Source organism: Chitinophaga sp. SVR4-12A (genome assembly GCF_056754765.1).
Genome location: NZ_JBPGWP010000001.1, coordinates 4,673,153 through 4,691,569, shown reverse-complemented (window position 1 = coordinate 4,691,569; position 18,417 = coordinate 4,673,153). Strand labels below are relative to the sequence as shown.

Here is an 18,417-nt window from a genome sequence, read left to right as displayed (position 1 = left end):
GCTATGCGGGCTTGGTGTTTTCAGGCGTCATTTTTAACATTCCCTTAAGCCCGGCTAAGCCCTTTTAACTTTTCCTTATTTGAGCCAGCCTTTAAATTTGCTATATTAAGCGTACAAAAAATATTGTTTTGTTTATGAGAAAGTTACTCCAAGTACTAACCCTCGCAGGACTAACCTGCGGTTCTTTTGCCATCACACCTGCAGTAAAGGCACAAGATTCCGGCAAGCAGAAAAGCGACAAACTGGGCGAGTATGATGAGATTGTTATCAAACCTAAAAACAGCCAGGATGGAAAAGTAACTATCGAGATCAAAGACGGAGAAGTATGGGTAGATGGAAAAAAGATGGACGATTACCAGGATGGCGACATTTCTGTGTATCGCCGTAAGATCAGGCCGATGGATGGCAATACTTTTTCTTTTGACAACCCTCACCGGGGCCTGCAATTCTTCAATAATGACGACGATGAAAGCGGCAGTACCATCCGCGGCGGCAAAGCGCTGCTGGGGGTAATAACGGAGAAAAAAGAAGCAGCAGGCGTAACGATCAGGGAAGTATCCAAAGGCAGTGCAGCAGAGAAGGCTGGTTTGAAGAAAGGAGATGTGATCACAGCGGTAGATGCAGACAAGATAGCCGAGCCGCAGGACCTGTTTGAGAAGATCGGTGAATATGATCCCGGTGATAAGGTGACCATCACGTACCTGCGTGATAAAAAGGAAAATAAGGCCACTGTTACATTGGACGAACGTAAAGACCTGGGCGCATTCAATTTTACACCCAACCCGGGGAATAATAATTTTTTCCGCTTCCGTGGCCCGCGCAACGGGCAGGGTTTCGGAGACGGTCCTTTCAACTGGTTTGGCAATGACAACAGCGATACCCGCCTGGGGCTGTCTGTACAGGACACTGAGGACGGTAAAGGTGCGCGCGTGTTAGGTGTAACGGAAGGTTCTGCTGCTGAAAAAGCAGGTTTTAAGGAAGATGATATTGTTACAGAATTGGCAGGCGCGGCCGTGAATTCGGCCAAAGATGTAGCGAATGCATACAGGGAGAATAAAGACAAAGGGACATTAACGGCAAAGGTTAAACGCAACAACAAAGAACAGCAGCTGACCATTACCGTTCCCAAGCATTTAAACAAAGCTGATCTTTAATATCCGGATGTGCTGACAATTTTCATTCGTTGTTTGCACATCTGCGCCCTCGCAGAATGATTTGATATGGTTTTAAGTGTGTAAGACCCCCGTTCGTCGTCTGGCGATGCGGGGGCTTTTATTTTACCAGCATTTTCACATATTTCAGCTTATTCTTAAAGGGGGCATATTTCACCGGAACATCCAGCCAGGTAGCCGTGCGCATAATGCCTTTGGGATGCGTGAACGTTTCAAAGCTGAAGCGGCCATGGTACTGGCCCATGCCACTATGCCCCACGCCGCCGAAGGGTAGCTCGGGATTGGTAAGGTGCACCAGGGTATTGTTGACACAGCCGCCGCCAAAGCGCAGCTGTTCCTCCAGCTTCCTGCGCGTGGAAGCTCTGTTAGAAAATATATACAACGACAAGGGGTACGGATGGCTGCGGATCAATTGTATAGCCTGCGGCAAATCATCAAAAGGAATTATAGGCAGTATAGGCCCGAAGATCTCTTCCTGCATCAGGGGAGACGACCATGTTACCTCTTCCACCAGGGTAGGCGCTATATACAGTGATTTTTTGTCGGCGATGCCGCCGTGTATTATTTTGCCTTGCTGCAGGTAATCTTCCAGCACATCGAAACGCCGGGCATTGATGATACGCGCATAATCAGGGCTCCGGGCCGGATCTTCACCATAAAACTGTACGATGGCCTGTTCCATAGCTGCGATCAGGGCCGCCCTTACGCGGCTGTGCACCAGCACATAATCAGGCGCCACACAGGTTTGTCCGGCGTTCCAGAACTTGCCCCATACAATACGCCTGGCCGCCACTTTTATATCGGCCTTATCGTCTACCACGCAGGGAGATTTTCCTCCCAGCTCCAGGGTCACGGGCGTCAGATGCGGCACTGCCATTTCCATGATCTTTTTACCGATGGCTGCACTACCGGTGAAAAATACATGATCAAAGCGGTAGGCCATCAGGGCGGGTATCAGCTGGCTGCCTTCCCCCTGTAGCAGGGTGATATAGGCTGGTTCGAAGGTTTCGCTGACCAGCCGTTCCATGACCGCCGCCGTTGCCGGAGCCAGCTCGGAAGGCTTCAGAATGGCACAGTTGCCACCGGCGATAGCCCCAACCAGGGGGCCCATCAACAGCTGAAAGGGGTAGTTCCAGGGAGCTATGATCAGCGTGAGCCCCAGGGGAGCCCGTAAGATCTTACTATGGCTGGGATAATGTTCCAGGGGGCTGGTTACCTCATGGGGACGCATCCACCTGGCCAGGTTGGTCAGCACATGGTCGATCTCGGCATATAGAAATCCGACCTCGCTTCCATAGGCCTCTACCGGGTGTTTGCGCATATCCTTATGCAGAGCGTCGAGGATCTCGTTTTCATGCTTCTTAATGCCCTGTTTCAGCTGCTTAAGCTGCTTTTTCCGGAAGGCATATGGCAGGGTGGCGCCGGAATCGAAGAATGCCTGCTGAGCCTTGTAAATATCACCTATGGAGAGGGCGTTTGTCATAGGAATTTTTTTTATTTAAGTTACTACATAATGGGCGGATATGTCCGCCCCCTGGCGGGATGCTCAAAAATATTATATCTTCGCCCCTACCCATGATAGACTATAACAAATATGAAGCAGTGATCGGGCTGGAGGTACATGCGCAGCTGCTCACGGAAAGTAAGTTATTCTGCAGTGACAGTGCAGCATTCGGCGGTGCGCCTAATACCCACGTCAGCCCCATTACACTGGGCCACCCGGGTACGCTGCCCCGTATGAATCAAAAGGCGGTAGAATATGCCGTGAAACTGGGCCTGGCTTGTAATTGCGAGATAGCGGCAGAGAATTACTTTGCACGCAAGAACTATTTTTACCCGGACCTGCCCAAAGGTTACCAGGTATCCCAACATACAGCGCCTATCTGCCTGGGCGGCCACGTGGCGATTACTACAGCGGAGGGAGAGCGAAATATACAGCTGAACCGTATACACCTGGAAGAAGATGCGGGTAAGTCTTTACACGACCAGGAACCGGATAATACGCTGGTAGATTATAACCGGGCGGGCGTACCACTGGTAGAGATCGTAACAGAGCCAGACCTGCACACCGGCGATGAGGCGTATGCTTACCTGACCGCGCTTCGCAGGCTGGTACGCTACCTGGGCGTATGCGACGGAAATATGGAAGAGGGCAGCATGCGCTGCGACGCCAATATCTCCATACGGCTCAAAGGGGTTAGCACCCTGGGCACCAAGGTAGAGGTAAAGAACATGAACTCTATCCGGAACGTGAAAAGGGCCATTGAGAATGAAATAAAAAGACAGATAGAGCTGACGGAAAACGGTGGCACCATTGTACAGGAGACCCGCAGTTTTGATGCGGCCAATGGCAGCTCATTCTCCCTGCGCTCGAAAGAGGAGGCCAATGATTACCGTTATTTCCCGGAACCGGACCTGGCGCCTTTCAGACTAACGACGGAATTCCTGGCTGCGGTGAAAGCATCGCTGCCTGCACTGCCGGATGAGCTGGTAGCGCTGTACACCAGTCAATACGGGCTGCCGGAATACGACGCCCGTGTGCTGTGTGACGATAAGGCCACTGCAGACTATTTTGCAGAGGTAATAGCCGTATCCCCACAGTACAAAGCAACTGCCAACTGGCTGTTAGGACCTGTAAAGCAATACCTGAACGAACACTCCACAGGCATGGAGCAGTTCCCGCTCTCTGCGGCCTCCCTGGCTGACCTGATCGGGCTGGTGGAAAGCGGTAAAGTGAATTTTTCCATCGCCTCTTCCCGTATATTTCCGGAAATGATTCAGCAGCCTGGTAAAACGGCGCTGCAAATTGCCACTGCGCTGAACCTGCTACAGGATACCAACGCCGATAACATCACGCCCATCATCGATGAAGTGCTGGCTAAATATCCCGCCAAAGTTGCAGAGTATAAAGCCGGTAAAAAGGGCCTGATCGGACTGTTTGTAGGCGAGGTGATGAAGCTGTCGCAAGGGAAAGCAGATCCCAAACTAACCAACCAGCTGCTGGCAGAGCGCTTAAAGTAGCTCATTGTTTGTTACATTTGAATGAAACTGTCATTATATCTATAAAACTGGCCATTATTATGAGACCGAGCATAACATACAAGATGAGAAAAGTAGCATTATGGCTTACGCTTGGCGGGCTGCTCGCAAGTTGCGGGCCGCAGGCTGAGAAAGGAAGCTTCAAGATAAGCGTGCATTTGTCTAATGCGCCCCTGGGACCCGTGTTCCTGGAAGAGCTGACACTGAAGGAAGTAAAGGTAGCAGACACTACCAGCCTGAAAGATGCCAGCGGTAAATTTACCCTGAAGGGTACTGTTCCCGAACAGGGATTATACCGGATACGCTTTGGCAACAGTAAGTATATCCTGCTGGCGCTGGACGCAGGCGACATGAAGATCGAAGGTGATTACGATCAGCTGGACAAGATCAGCATCAAAGGCTCAGAAGCTTCTGCTGCACTGCAACAGCTGCTGGCTGAGGCAAATGAAAAAGGGCAGTCGCTAACGATGGAAATGCGCGCCGTAGACAGCCTGCATAACGCCAATTTACCTGACAGCGTGCTGCAGGAGAAAGTGAAAGCGCTGCAGCAAAAGGAAGCTGACCTGCAGCAATCCTTTATCAGCTATGCGGAGAAAACACCCTACCCTGCCAACGCTGTATTTGCCCTGAGCATGGTGAATGATCCCAGCGCATTGATCCAGCAAAAACAGGTGATCAGCAACATAGAAAAACGCTTTCCCGAGAACAGCCTGGTACACAGCCTGAGCGCACGCCTCACCGAAATAGAACAACAGGCAGGCGCTGCCGGTGGCGGCGATGAAGAAAATATGACAGCTGTGAAAGTAGGCGATGTAGCGCCTGATTTCTCGCTGCCTGATCCTTCCGGTAAAAAGATCAGCCTGAGCTCTTTCCGTGGTAAATATGTATTGGTAGATTTCTGGGCCAGCTGGTGTAAACCCTGCCGTATGGAAAATCCGAACGTGGTGAAAGCTTATCAGCAGTATAAAAACAAGAACTTTACTATCCTGGGCGTATCACTGGACAAAAAGAAAGAAGCCTGGGTAGAAGCGATACAGGCAGATGGCCTGGCCTGGAACCATGTGAGCGATCTGAAGTTCTGGGATTCTGCGGTAGTGCCTTTGTTTGGTATTAATGCTATTCCTACTAATTTTCTTTTGGATCCGCAAGGGAAGGTAATAGCGGCTAATTTAAGAGGAGATGCGCTGGAGCAGAAGCTGAAGGAAGTGGTGAAATAAATAATTCAATCTTATTATAAACAAAAAGGCAGGAGATGATCCTGCCTTTTTTGTTTTGTTATTTGATCAGATTAACCTAAACTAATAACCAGGATTCTGTGCCAGGTTCTTGTTAAAGTTGGTTTCCGCAATCGGGATCGGAAGCTGGAAACGGTAATCGTTCGCATCCAAAGTAACTGCAGTAGGTACGTATGAAACGCCTGAACCATCTGCTTTGTCACCTTTTGTTCCATCTCTTTGAATGGATAGGTGCCTGCGTTTCAGATCCCAGAACCTGTCGCCTTCAAAGGCAAGCTCTAACCTTCTTTCTTTATAGATCTCGTCTAATAAAGCCTGACCGGTCAGATTGATATTAGTGAATCCGGTGTACCTGTTTGCTTTTAACAGATTCAGATCAGCCAGGGCTGCTGCTTCATTCCCGGTTTTGTAATAAGCTTCTGCACGGTTCAATAACACTTCTGCAGTTCTAAGCACCTTTGCGTCACAAACGCCAAGAGCTTTGCCTGCACCGCCGTTGTACTTTATTACGTTATTATACATACCTCCGGAAAAGGGGCTTGTCTGGATATAAGTTGATTTACGTATGTCAGTATCAGTAAACAGCTGCATGAAGTTATACTCCACTACATACTCTGACTTGAGCTCACCTTTTACAGGCTGATAGTAATTGACACCCTGTGTATTTACGTTGTCTACAAGGTTATTGATCACTTTAAATAAAATACCTTTTTCGGTCTGGTCTGTCCAGATTTTAGGAAAATCTGCGATACCGGGCAAATCCGGGTTAGCCCCAAGTGCAGTATTTGCAGCTGTAATAACCGCGGCATAATCTCCTTTATAAAGGTTTACCCTGGATAAAAGCCCTGCCACGGCTGCTTTATTCAATTTACCTGTGCCATTACTTGCATTGATCAGTGTCAAAGCCTGGTTCAGATCGGCAAGTACCTTATCATAAAACCCTTTCACCGGTTCTTTAGCCGGTAAAATTTCTTTATCTGTTGTTGTTACATAAGGAATAGCCAGATCTTCATTGGAAGCATTGGTATAGGTTTTACTGTATACTCTTGCCATATCAAAATAGGTCATCCCGCGAAGCGCTAAAGCCTGTCCTTTTGTATTATCATGAAAAGGGCCGGCCGGAAATTTATCAATGTTCTCCAGGATGGCATTGGCTCTCCTAACGATGGTATATCCGCCAGAGAACAAGCCATACTCAGTTGCACCGGGTTTCAGGTTCCACTTTTGATAGTCATTTAAGGATCTTCTGCCAGCCTGGTTAATGATAAGGTTATCGGACATGGCGTCTGCTACTATATTCCAGGTGCCGTTGTAATAACTGCCAGAAGCCCTGATACCATAGTACATGCCGTTAACTGCCAGATTCATATCCTCCTCTGTATCATATGCCTGCTCCTGTTCTGCAGCATTGTAGGGGTAAAGGTTAAGTTCAGACTTACTACACCCTCCCAATACAGGAAGCAGCGCAGCTATGAGAATAATATATTTTGCTTTCATTGGTTCTTCTTTTTAGAATTTTACATTAAGTCCAAAAGTAAATGATCTGAATTGCGGATAGGAATAGAGAGAATATGTACCCGGATTAATGGTTGTTGATTCTCCGTTAGCCTCTCCGATCTCAGGCAAGCCATGATACTTTGTGAACAATAAAAGGTTGGTTCCCTGTGCGTAAATGCGCAATCCTTTTACAAAACGTGTCCGTGAAAGCAGTTTTTCATTGAAGTTGTAGCCCAGGGTAACGTCGCGCAATGTAACATAGTTGCCCTTTTCTAACCATTTATCGGTGTCGTATGTTGAATTCTGTGTAGGATCATTCAAATTAGGATACCTTACCTTATCTCCAGGTTTTTTCCAGTAGTCTAGCGCTTCAGTAAATTGCTCGTTGTTGATACTTTCGCCAGTTGAAGCGCCTGTCTGATAAACATAGTTCATGATATAGTTACCACCTGAGTAGTACAACTGCGCAGAGAGATCTAATCCTTTATAGTTAACATTTGTAGTGATACTTCCGTAGTATTTGGGTAACGGAGATTTTCCGCTTAGGATTACGGCATCCTTAGAGGCATTAAAAACATCAGTTGTGTGACCGTCCGCAGTATAATACTCTTCTTTACCAGTTTCAGGATTTACACCGGCCCAACGCACCATTTTATAAACAAAAACAGGCTCTCCTACTTTCAGGAAGGAAAGACTACCACTGTTAGCGGCCGGGGTATTGTCTGAATAGAGATCAGTCACCTTGTTCTTTACATATGAGTAAGTGGCCCCTACCGTCCAGGTCAGGTCTTTGCTACGTATAACATCGCCACTTAAGGAAAGCTCAACGCCTTTATTCTGCAGCCCGCCAACGTTTCCTGTATAACTGGAGAAACCTGTTGTTGAAGATACGTTAATACCATACAGCAGCGATGAGGTCTTTTTATTATAAACATCAACCGTACCTGTTATCCTGTTATCCATGAAACCGAAGTCAAGACCGATGTCTGTCTGTTTGGACTTTTCCCAGGTTAGATTTGGATTCGCCAACTGGTTGGGGCTTGAAGCGGGCAATGCATTATAGTTAACATTCAGGGCGGAAGTACCTAATGAAGTATAGTTGCCAATATTATCGTTTCCGCTCGTTCCATAAGATCCTCTTAATTTTAATGCACTTACGACCTCGATGTTTTTCAGGAACTCTTCATTCTTGACATCCCATGCAAGGCCTACTGCGCCAAAAGTCGCAAACCTGTTATTTGCACCGAATCTTGAAGAACCATCGGTTCTGCCGGAAACGCTTATGAAATATTTTTTCTCATAATCATACTGAGCCGAACCGAAATAGGATATTACCGCCCAATCTGCCCTGGAAGTGGTGGCCGCAATAGGCGTAGCGCCATTCTCCAATGTATTTACATTAGCAGTAGGAAAATTTCTGGCGGTCAGTGAGAAGGTATAAACCTTGTCCTTATTGAACTCCATACCTGCCAGGATATTGATGGAGTGTTTCTCATTAATTGTTTGCTGCCAGTTAGCAGTGTTCGTATAAATATATCTGAAATTCCTTGCGCCGTTATCGCGTTTCTGGTTATACCCAAGCACATCCGCCAGGTAAGAACCAGGTTGCAGATAATATTCCTGGAAAAGCGTATAATACGTTAACCCGAGCTGGGTTTTTAAGGTCAGGTGCGGTATAGGGTTTACCTGCGCATAAAAAGTACCGAAATAGGCAGTGGGGTTTAAGGTATTAGGGTTGCGGTCAGTAGTTTCCATTGCATTCTGTCCTAAGCTGGTAAGGTTATATTTACCATCATCACCCAGCAGTGGCTCATACGGATTTAACAGTAAGGAGGATGCAGAGGCAGCCTGACCGTTGAACAATTCCCTGATTGAATTGGTGCGGGTATCAATTACGTTCATATTTGTTCCCAGCTTCAACCAATCGTGTGGCCTGTATTCTACGTTTAAACGTCCGCCTATCTGATCAAAGTAGTTGCCGTATACAACACCATCGGTATTACTCTTGATCGCTGAGAGGTAATAGTTAAACTTGTCAGAAGATCCGGATACGGAAATCTCATGGCGCTTAAGATGCCCGGTAGGCAACATGTATTTTCTCCAGTCTCCCGCTCCTCTGCTTGCAGCCAAAGTCCAAAGCTGATTCCTCTGGGCATCGGTTAATGTATTCAATTCACTATTTTCAGGAAATTCACCGGAAGCGATACGATTGGCGATCATAGAATCCAATATGCCATTAGCTGAATAATATCCACCAGCATATTCATATTGCAGTTTCTGCATCGCGTCCATTAAGGTCAGGTTCTTTAGCTTCAGGGCGTCGTTGATGCCATACTGGAAACCATAAGTAACAACCGGCGCTCCGCCTTTACCCTTTTTCGTAGTAACCACGAGTACACCATTTGAACCCCTGGAACCATATATAGCTGTTGCAGCAGCATCTTTTAAAACGGTTACATCAGCAATATCATCAGGCGAAATGGAGCTATACACAGAAGATGGTACGATATTTCCGTCCAACACAATGATAGGCTCCGATGAAGCTGTGATAGAACCCTGGCCCCTGATCCTGATATAGGCATTGTTTCCGGGACGGCCGCTGGCGCCTGTAATCTGCAAGCCGGGGCTTTTACCCTGTAATAACTGCGTAAAGGAAGGTATAGGCTTATTGGCAACTTCCTTTCCTCCTACTGAGCTGGCAGAACTTGTCAGATCTGATCTTTTGATAGTCTGGTAACCTACCACAACAACTTCTGCGATGTCTTCGGATGAAGCTTTCAGTACAACCTGCGCAGCATTGGCTAAGCTTACGGTTGTACTTCCATAACCAACAATGCTGACAGTAAGCTGGCTGGCCTTAACATTTTCCGGTATTGTTAATGTGTAGTTCCCCTGTGCGTCAGTCATAGTACCAATCCTGGTACCTTTTATTGCGACCGAAGCACTCGGCAGTGGAGACCCATTCTCGTCAGCAACCCTGCCGGAAATGGTGCGTGATTGTGCGATAGCGTGCACAACGCTCATGGCTATTAAAAGCCATAGCAGTAGAGCTTTTTTCATAAGCGATTCTGGATTAAGTGTTTGTTATAATATTACGCGATTACTAAAGCAAATACGGAAAACATCGTTTATGCATTTGAGCTACACCAAACATGTTTGCGCCTGCAAGTCAGTAAAGGGTTAGACGGGGTCTTGCAGTACGATGTACATAAGGACTCTCACCAACAGGTATTACATTATTACATAGGCGCTATCTCTCTAATGGTAACCGGGAACTAAAGACAAGTTTTCATATTCAAATTGCTACAATTTCCCTGGGTACTAGGCATCGATCTTGGTCAGTTCAATAGTAAAGATTTTGTTAACTCCGTGTCAAAAACCATTGCAATATATAAAATTAGCATCAATTTAACATCTACAACTTAAATGTTAAAATGAAAAAAGCAGCCTTATTCAGGCTGCTTTTTTCATTTTATAATCAGTTTAGACAATATTAATATCCGGCATTCTGCTGCGCCGCCAGGGTTGGATTAGCAGCTACCTCTGTTGCCGGAATCGGCCAAAGGAAACGGAAATCCGTATACGGAATTGCGGCTTTCGTAGGCGTTACTACGGGCCTGTTCACCAGGTCATACTCAGAACCGTCACCTTTAATAGACAGTATCTTCGCAGGTATACCGCTGGTCACGTAAGCTGGGTTAGCGTCTTTCTGCAAGCGGTGAATATCCGGCCAGCGGCGCCCTTCACCTGCAAATTCGATGCGACGCTCCTGCAGTATCGCCAGCACCAGGTCGGCCGGAGGAGTTGTAAACTTACTTCCTTCCGGAACAGATCTGTTACGCACTGCATTCAGCAGGAGGAAAGCCTGTGCGGTATTACCCTGACGGGCATACGCTTCTGCTACGTTCAGCAGTACCTCTGCATAACGAACGATGGGCGCCCAGTCGGTTTTATTGATGTAATCCCGGTATTTGTAGTTAAAATAGAACTTGGAAGTAGCGGGTACCAGTTGCTGCGTTTGCAAAAGATCGCGGCGTTTGTCGCCGGTCACCCAGAAAGATGCATTGTACAGGTTAGGGCTGGTAGCCACTAAACCACGACCGCCTTTATCCGCAGGACCAAACATATTGGGCAGCGCACCATTCACGCCACCGTTGGCCGTAGAAGCGGCACCGTTAGCTATTGAAAAAATAGACTCATTGTTGTTTGCCTGACTGGTGAAAGGCTCATCCGGGCTGGCAGTCAGCGCATAGCTGCCTATAGGGCTGCTAAAGCTGGGGCCAGCGCCATCAGTACCCAGTTTGGCGCCTTCCGTAATTACACCGGCCCAATCGCCCTTGTGCAATTTAATACGTGTTTTAAGCGCGATGGCAGCCCCTTTGCTGGCGCGGGAAATCAGCCGCGATGAGGAGGTTGAATTAGGCAGTTTGGCTTCTGCATAATCCAGGTCAGCCAGTATTTTAGTATAAACTTCTGCCACCGTACCGCGGCCCACTTTCTTGCCCTCTTCTATACGCTGCGGTGTGTTAATAGCCACACCCCTGTACGGAACGCCAGGTTTACTGCCGTTACCCTCTGCATAGGGAAAACTGAAGTGGATCAGCAGCTCATGATGTGCGAGCGCGCGCAGCAATCTTGCTTCTGCTTCAAACCGCTCTGCCCTGGCAACAGAGATCACTCCTTTCTGCGCTGCTCCCTGCACCCCTTCTATCAGCACATTCGCCTGGTTGATCAGTGAGTACAGGTTCAACCACATGGCTACGTTGTTGGCAGAGGTGGTAGAGTAAGTAGACTCGTAAGTGAACTGATAAAAGGTAGCGAGGTTCACCATGTCTTCCCCGCGCATTTCATCCTGTTCAATAGCAGCTGCACCGAAAGGATAACCGCGCCCCGCCGTGTAGCTGTCTGCGTAGCTGCCCACAGCCGCATTGTTATACATACCATTTACCGCCAGATCAATATTTGCGGAATCAACGAACACCTGGTCTTCCGGTATCTGTGCGTTGGGTTGTAGTTCTGTGAATTTTTCGCAGGAAGATAATGCGGCCGCCAGTACAACAGCAGCTAACACCATCCTGCCCGCATTGTATTTATATTGCAATAACTTTCTCATATACTTTGCTTGATTTATTTAAAAACCTACGTTAATGCCAAAAGTAATGGTACGGGGAACCGGGTTGGTATTGTAGTCTATACCCACCTGGCGGTTAACCGTTGCATTAGTTGCGTTAAGAGTCATATTGTTCAGCTCAGGGTCAAGACCGGAATAACCAGTGATCACAAATGCATTCTGCACCTGTGCATACACTCTCAGACGGGATAAGTGCATCCGTTGTACAAGACCATCCGGCACTGTATAACCAAGGCCGATATTCTGCGCACGGATAAATTTACCATCTTCCAGGAAACGGCTGTTGAGGTTACCGTTCTGCAGGGTGAAGTTGTCGCTGCCATAGTATAACATCGGTACATCTGTAACCTGACCGGCAGTTTTCCAGCTATTCAGCAGCTCTTTGCCGCTGTTCTGGAATTTCTGGTTATTAAGACTTTCCTGGCGTGTTACGTTGTATACTTTATTGCCTCCTGCAAAAGAGAGAAAAACGTTCAGGTCAAAGCCCTTATAAGTAATCGTGTTGTTCAGGCCACCATAGTAAGTGGGGTTGGACTGGCCCAGGACCTTTTTATCGCTCAGCGTTAATGCAGCTGCAGCGGTACTGATATCACCGGGTTTGGAAGGATCGTAGGTATAATATTTACCTGATTTGATATCTCCCTGAACAATGCTGCCATCTCCTTTTACCCACAATGGATTACCATTGGCGGAGTTTACACCGGCAGATTCATAACCAAAGAAGGAGCCTATTGAATACCCTACTTTTGTAATATTGTAGGCATCAATCAGATCAGCATTGTTATACAGCTGGGTTACATTATTCTTTACCAAAGTCAGGTTCAGGCTGCTGGTCCAGGTAAGGTCTGCCGTGCTGATGTTTACACTGGTAATGGCAAACTCAAAACCCTTATTATTCATTTTACCTGCGTTCACAAAAAGGATGTTAGGCAGATCGGTAGAAGGCACGCCCAGCGAAGGCGGCACAGGCGCTGCCAGGATCAGGTTGTCAACATCATTCCGGAAGTAGTCTGCCGTAAAGGTGAACCTGTTATCCAGGAAACCGAGATCTATGCCAACATTGTATTTCTTACTGGTCTCGAACGTAAGATCAGGATTGGCTATCTGCCCGAAAGCTAAACCATTATTAGCGCCATAGGGTACCGGTTTGAAAGTACCCGCATACGGGTAAGACCCGATCTCTACGTTACCTACCTTAGCCCAGCCGCCACGTAATTTCAGGTTGCTTACAAAATCCAGGGCAGCGGCATTTTTGAAGAAAGGCTCTTCTGATATACGCCAGCCAATGGAAACACCTGGCAGATTAGCATGCTGCTTACCCCAGGGCAGTGCTGAAATAGCGTCACGGCGGAAAGTACCTGCCAACAGGTAACGATCTTTATAAGAGTAATTAGCTCTTCCAAAATAAGAGCGGAAGGCCTGCTCTGTAAAGCCGCCACCCACCTGGTCGCTTGCCAGCGTACTGCTGATAATATTATCACCGGCAAAGTAAGTACCGGACAGGTTAGTACCTTGAGAGTTAAAGGACCTGTTTTGTGTCTTTTGGTATTCAATACCTGCAACAACGTTTATTTTGCTGCTTCCTATTGTCTTGTTATAGCTAAGGGTATTGAACCAGTTATAACGGAAGATAGGCAGTGACTGCTGATAGATATAACCGTTACTGCTTCTACCATCACCGTGTACAGGATTCCAGTATTGATAATCTTCACCATTCAAAAGGTTGATACCGATCTGTGAGCGGAAATTCAAACCTTTTAATATCTGCGCATCTACAAAAGCATCGCCAACAATATTCAGGTTCCTGTTACGATAGATATTTTTATCCACTACATACTTGATGTTGGTGTAGTTATCGTCGATCACTTTGCCGTTACCACCCTGGCCTAATGTATTACCATTGAGGTTGATATTGTAGCTGCCATCTGCAAACTGGGCAGGCACGTTAGGCAGCGCACGGATGCCATTGGTAAGGTTGCCAGACAGCGCGTTGGTACCAGTGTTCAGGCCATTGTTGGTTACATAGGAGATACCGCTGTTGAAACCGAAGGTAAGTATGTCTAAGGCCTTTTGTTCCAGCTTTGCGCGAAACTGGTATTTGGTCTGATCATTACCAACAGTGGTGCCCTGCAGGTTAGCATAGCCAACAGAGAAATAATAGTTGGTTTGCTCTGTGGCGCCGCTGAACGATAATGAATGATTGTGCTGGAAAGCTCTTCTCAGCACTATATCCTGCCAGTCTGTATCATATGGCTTACCGGAAGGATCAAGTGTAGGGGCTGCCAGCGGAGTTCTGCCTGCATTAGTATATTTTTCATTTACAACAGCAATAAACTCATTTGCGTTCAACAGGTCAAAACGTTTTGAAGCAGCAGCCGAGGCGAACCATGCATCGTAAGTAACTTTTGGCTTACCTAATTTACCTTTTTTGGTAGTGATCAGGATCACACCGTTGGATGCCCTTGAACCATAAATAGCAGTGGCAGAGCCGTCTTTCAGCACTTCCATGCTTTCTATATCGTTAGGATTGATATCACCCAGGGGGTTGTTGGCAGTTACACTACTCTGGCTGCCGGTGATGTAGGGCACGCCATCTACTACATATAACGGATCTGAGCCGCTACTAATGGAGTTCGTACCGCGTATGCGTATACGCGCGGGCTGGCCCAGTATACCGCTGGAAACGTTCACCTGTACACCGGTTACCTGACCGGCCAGCTGGCGGTCCATACTGGAGGTGGCCAGGTCTTTCAGCACGTTACCTTTTATACTGGAAACGGAGCCCGTAAGGTCACGGCGTTCTACTGTTCCATAACCTACTACCACTACTTCATTCAGCGATTTTTCGTTGGCATTCAGCTGGATATTAACAGTGCTCCTTCCTTCGATAGCTACCTGGCGGGTATCAAAGCCTATAAAAGAGAACTCGAGTGCAGGAGCATTGTCCGGGGCGGTCAATGTATATTCTCCTTTGGCATTTGTCAGTGTTCCCAAAGAGGTTTTAGCAATCCTCACGGTAACACCCGGAAGCGGCGATCCGTCTTTTGCATCTGTAACCCTGCCGGAGATCGTCCGGTTTTGGGCAAATGCATGAACCAGCCCCATAGCCATGAATAAACATAGCATTAAACTTGTTTTCATAAGCAAATGAATGTTGATAATTTGATTTTGGTTAATAACATAGTTACACGTAAAATAATCGTTTGATTACTTTAAGAATGGTGGCAGCTAATAGTAATGGATAATAGGATAACGAAACCGCTATCAGTACATCAAAGTGTATACATGTCTTTAATGCTTGTATTTAATGTTTAGACCTGGTTTAACGTTTTTTTCGGTTTAGATTTGGCACAAAATAGATTTGATTTTGGCTAACTCTCGTCATTTTTACCCAATAGCACATGCAATATATAAAATTAGCAGGAAAACATCACGTACAATTAAAATGTTATAAATGCTGCGTTGGTACGACAGGGTTATTTCTTTAGGCATTGATTATCAAACATATCATATGCAACACTGCAATTATACGACGTTATAAAAAAAGGAAGCAGGGAATACCCCTGCTTCCTTTTAACGTATAACGGTTGCGGTTACTTAGTGTTCATCTTCCAGGAAACCAGATCTCATATGCCCTGAGAATATGTAAGTCAGGTTATCCGGATCATCATCAAACTTTGCTTCAAAATAGATACTGTCTACCACAGCGCCGGACTCAGTAGTAGATGCATTCTGGATCACCTTACCATTGCTGATCGTTACTTTGGAATCATAATAACCGTTCTGTGCGTTGACGGTAGCAAAAGTCAGCCCTCCTGCTTCAAACTTTGTCTTTACCTTGAACTGCCAGAAATTTTCCAGGTCGTCTACCCAGAGACTGTCGTTATTGGCGGCCGTGTTATAGGTCATTATCTTAATGTAGTCTGTGGTATTGCCAGCGTAAGATACTTTGACGAACCACTCGCCAGACAGCTTTTCAGCACCCGTACCACCGGGATCGGGCAGGTCTTTGGAGCAGGAGCTGAATATGCCGATCAATCCCAATAGCAGCAGCAGATATATAGTTAGTCTTTTCATATTTTAATGTTTTTAGTAAAACCCTTATGATTACTATGGCACTTTGGTCCAAACTTTTTCCAGCGTAAGCGTACCGGGATAATCCAGGCGTGTAATGGTCCAGGTAATCTTGCCGTCAGCATATACGCCCGGATCATTAGCCACCACGCGCTGCCCGCCAAGATCCTGCAGCGGCAGGTGCAAAGTGGTACCGTCTGTGCAGAAGAACAATGCGCCGATCACTACCACGCTACCGCCTCCCCAGCAATTGGAAGTGTAGAAGAGGCCGTCAGATATTTTGGTGACGGTGGCCTGCGGCGAGGTGCTGGAGGTGTAAGTGCCTGAGAGGTCTACCGCGGGATTGGGAGCTTCCGGCAATACGCCCACATAACGGTTTACGCTCTTGGCGAAGCCATCTTTGTTAACAGCTGTATAGGTAAGCTTATAAACACCGGAAACATTTGTATTGACGGCGCCAGTGACCTTAACATCCACCGGCTGACCGTTCTCTGTGGCCTTTGCGCCGGGATCTGTAAATGCCTGACCTTTTACAATGCCCATATATTCATTCCCATTAAGCGCAAGGTCTACGAAGAAGGTGATCTTCGATTCGCCTATCTGGGTATCTGTGATGGTGACATCGGGGTCTTTTTTGCATCCCCCCAGCAACAATATAACCAGGAAGCTGCAACAGAACTTTATGATAGATAGTTTCATGATCATACCGTTTTAAGTTATTTAATGGCCCACCAAACAGGGGTTGTAGGGGGTACAATCGCCGGTACATTAGGATTCGCACGTATTTCACTGTCGGGAAATACCAGGCGTTTGATGAACTGGCCGTTGGTAACAGCGTTCTTGGGATATACCCAATATCCCGGCGTATAATTAGCTGCCCAGGTTTTGCCATCTGTAGAGTTACTATATACGGCGCTGGTTCTGGGAAAGCCGGTACGGTTCTTTTCAAAGAAGGCCTCCAATGAGTGGGAGTTTGAAAGAGACGCCCATTTCTGTACAATGATGGCTTCCAGTTTTTGTTGGAAAGTGCCGTTAACTGGATAAGCATAGTCTTTTATCAACAAACTGTCCAGCACACTGTCTGCAGGAAGACCTACTTGCGCAAAGGCAGCGGTAAGACCTGCGTCATATAGTTGCTTACCATTAGTGCCGTTAGGACCTGTTCCATTAAAATATCTTTCCACCGCTTCGGCCTGAATAAAGTACGATTCTGCCTTTGAAATGAAATGCACTGGAGAAGTAGGATCAATAAACAGGTTGGAAGCACTTCCCCATGGATTTGTCGCGGGATTATTAAAATCTCCCTGGTTAATGGCAAGCGGACCTCCTGTGGCTATGGTAAAATATTCATATACGCGCGGGTCATTATGCGTTGCCAGCCAGCTATAGAACGTCATGCTCAAACGTATGTTAGTCGTAGTGTTCAGGCGGCGGAAATTCTCTTCATACAAAGGATTGCTTTTATCCGGCTGGTCTATATAAAAGGCAAGTGCGGCATCTTCTTCCAGGAAGGTTGCGCCTTCTGTGTATAGCTTTCTGACACCTGCTGCGGCATCTGCTGGTTTAGCATTGACCATGCGCAGGTACATTTTCAGCTTCAGGGTATTGGCAAAAGCGATCCATTTATCCAACAGGAAAGGTTCATCTTTCCCCACGGGAAATACGACATCACTTGTACCGGGCAGCGTATTGGACCTGGCTGTAAAATCTTTAGAGAGCGCATCATCTATCTCAGCCAGCAGGGCGGTATAGATGGCATCGCCCGGGTCAAATTTAGGTGTGAGATTGGCCTCGCCCTGGGATGCTTCAGAGAAGGGCACCTGGTCATATAGGTCTACCAGCACGGTGTAGGTATATGCCCTCATTACTGTACCCATCAGCACAAAGTTCCAGTCCTCTCTTTCCTTAGCGATCTTTATCAAGGTTGCATAATCAGTTAACGCACCGGAGAACAATTCGTTCCAGCTACCGTTAAAATCTGCACGTGTAACCTGGTAGGCATCTATATTTTTGTACTGGTTGGAAGCAACACTCTGCGTCCACAGCTGCGACCATATGCCGCCAGCGATTGCCAGCTCGCCACCGATGCGGCCGGCTGTATAGGCCACTGCAGAAGGGAACAGCAGATTAGGCTCGGCATTCGCAAGTGGGGGATTATTTGGATCTGTATTGATGTCCAATTCCTTTTTGCAGCTACCGGTCAGCATTACCGCCGATAACAACATGGTATATATAATCAGCTTCTTCATAATGCTCTTAACTTTTAAAG

The 18,417-nt window shown here is 46.9% G+C and carries 11 protein-coding genes; 3 read left to right on the top strand and 8 right to left on the bottom strand.

Annotated elements, in window-relative coordinates; genetic code table 11:
- Positions 1-134: 134 nt before the first annotated feature.
- Positions 135-1,154, top strand: a complete 1,020-nt coding sequence (locus ACR9Y8_RS19300) for a PDZ domain-containing protein (RefSeq protein WP_481214886.1) — start codon at positions 135-137, stop codon at positions 1,152-1,154.
- Positions 1,155-1,272: 118 nt separating this feature from the next.
- On the opposite strand, the gene ACR9Y8_RS19295 is transcribed toward ACR9Y8_RS19300, so the two are convergent.
- Entirely contained in the window at positions 1,273-2,655 is a 1,383-nt protein-coding gene (locus tag ACR9Y8_RS19295; RefSeq protein ID WP_481214885.1) for an aldehyde dehydrogenase, read from the bottom strand.
- Positions 2,656-2,747: 92 nt separating this feature from the next.
- On the opposite strand from ACR9Y8_RS19295, the gene gatB reads away from it, so the two are divergent.
- Both gatB and ACR9Y8_RS19285 read left to right on the top strand, forming a co-directional pair.
- On the top strand, positions 2,748-4,193 hold the full coding sequence (gatB, locus tag ACR9Y8_RS19290) for an Asp-tRNA(Asn)/Glu-tRNA(Gln) amidotransferase subunit GatB (RefSeq protein WP_481214884.1): 1,446 nt from the start codon (positions 2,748-2,750) through the stop codon (positions 4,191-4,193).
- Between the two features lie 83 nt (positions 4,194-4,276).
- Positions 4,277-5,428 (top strand): redoxin domain-containing protein, encoded by a 1,152-nt coding sequence (locus tag ACR9Y8_RS19285; RefSeq protein WP_481214883.1) that lies wholly within the window; start codon positions 4,277-4,279, stop codon positions 5,426-5,428.
- An 81-nt stretch (positions 5,429-5,509) separates the two neighbouring features.
- On the opposite strand, the gene ACR9Y8_RS19280 is transcribed toward ACR9Y8_RS19285, so the two are convergent.
- From ACR9Y8_RS19280 to ACR9Y8_RS19250, 7 genes are all read right to left on the bottom strand, one after another.
- Positions 5,510-6,943 (bottom strand): RagB/SusD family nutrient uptake outer membrane protein, encoded by a 1,434-nt coding sequence (locus ACR9Y8_RS19280; RefSeq protein ID WP_481214882.1) that lies wholly within the window; start codon positions 6,941-6,943, stop codon positions 5,510-5,512.
- A 12-nt stretch (positions 6,944-6,955) separates the two neighbouring features.
- On the bottom strand, positions 6,956-10,003 hold the full coding sequence (locus ACR9Y8_RS19275; protein ID WP_481214881.1) for a SusC/RagA family TonB-linked outer membrane protein: 3,048 nt from the start codon (positions 10,001-10,003) through the stop codon (positions 6,956-6,958).
- 433 nt (positions 10,004-10,436) lie between these two features.
- Positions 10,437-12,056, bottom strand: coding sequence for a RagB/SusD family nutrient uptake outer membrane protein (locus tag ACR9Y8_RS19270; protein WP_481214880.1), 1,620 nt, complete (start codon positions 12,054-12,056; stop codon positions 10,437-10,439).
- An 18-nt stretch (positions 12,057-12,074) separates the two neighbouring features.
- Positions 12,075-15,215, bottom strand: a complete 3,141-nt coding sequence (locus ACR9Y8_RS19265; protein ID WP_481214879.1) for a SusC/RagA family TonB-linked outer membrane protein — start codon at positions 15,213-15,215, stop codon at positions 12,075-12,077.
- A 456-nt stretch (positions 15,216-15,671) separates the two neighbouring features.
- The gene (locus ACR9Y8_RS19260; protein WP_481214878.1) at positions 15,672-16,151 is read right to left on the bottom strand and encodes a lipid-binding protein; all 480 of its coding nucleotides are present in this window, start codon (positions 16,149-16,151) and stop codon (positions 15,672-15,674) included.
- A gap of 33 nt (positions 16,152-16,184) precedes the next feature.
- Positions 16,185-16,847, bottom strand: coding sequence for a DUF5011 domain-containing protein (locus ACR9Y8_RS19255; RefSeq protein WP_481214877.1), 663 nt, complete (start codon positions 16,845-16,847; stop codon positions 16,185-16,187).
- A 17-nt stretch (positions 16,848-16,864) separates the two neighbouring features.
- Positions 16,865-18,397, bottom strand: coding sequence for a SusD/RagB family nutrient-binding outer membrane lipoprotein (locus ACR9Y8_RS19250; RefSeq protein WP_481214876.1), 1,533 nt, complete (start codon positions 18,395-18,397; stop codon positions 16,865-16,867).
- Positions 18,398-18,417: the final 20 nt, after the last annotated feature.

What these genes read in the sequence shown, in the direction of transcription:
- ACR9Y8_RS19300 (WP_481214886.1), top strand. Translation starts at nt 135, where the DNA reads ATGAGAAAGTTACTCCAAGTACTAACCCTCGCAGGACTAACCTGCGGT.
- ACR9Y8_RS19295 (WP_481214885.1), bottom strand. Translation starts at nt 2,655, where the DNA reads ATGACAAACGCCCTCTCCATAGGTGATATTTACAAGGCTCAGCAGGCA.
- gatB (WP_481214884.1), top strand. Translation starts at nt 2,748, where the DNA reads ATGATAGACTATAACAAATATGAAGCAGTGATCGGGCTGGAGGTACAT.
- ACR9Y8_RS19285 (WP_481214883.1), top strand. Translation starts at nt 4,277, where the DNA reads ATGAGAAAAGTAGCATTATGGCTTACGCTTGGCGGGCTGCTCGCAAGT.
- ACR9Y8_RS19280 (WP_481214882.1), bottom strand. Translation starts at nt 6,943, where the DNA reads ATGAAAGCAAAATATATTATTCTCATAGCTGCGCTGCTTCCTGTATTG.
- ACR9Y8_RS19275 (WP_481214881.1), bottom strand. Translation starts at nt 10,003, where the DNA reads ATGAAAAAAGCTCTACTGCTATGGCTTTTAATAGCCATGAGCGTTGTG.
- ACR9Y8_RS19270 (WP_481214880.1), bottom strand. Translation starts at nt 12,056, where the DNA reads ATGAGAAAGTTATTGCAATATAAATACAATGCGGGCAGGATGGTGTTA.
- ACR9Y8_RS19265 (WP_481214879.1), bottom strand. Translation starts at nt 15,215, where the DNA reads ATGAAAACAAGTTTAATGCTATGTTTATTCATGGCTATGGGGCTGGTT.
- ACR9Y8_RS19260 (WP_481214878.1), bottom strand. Translation starts at nt 16,151, where the DNA reads ATGAAAAGACTAACTATATATCTGCTGCTGCTATTGGGATTGATCGGC.
- ACR9Y8_RS19255 (WP_481214877.1), bottom strand. Translation starts at nt 16,847, where the DNA reads ATGAAACTATCTATCATAAAGTTCTGTTGCAGCTTCCTGGTTATATTG.
- ACR9Y8_RS19250 (WP_481214876.1), bottom strand. Translation starts at nt 18,397, where the DNA reads ATGAAGAAGCTGATTATATATACCATGTTGTTATCGGCGGTAATGCTG.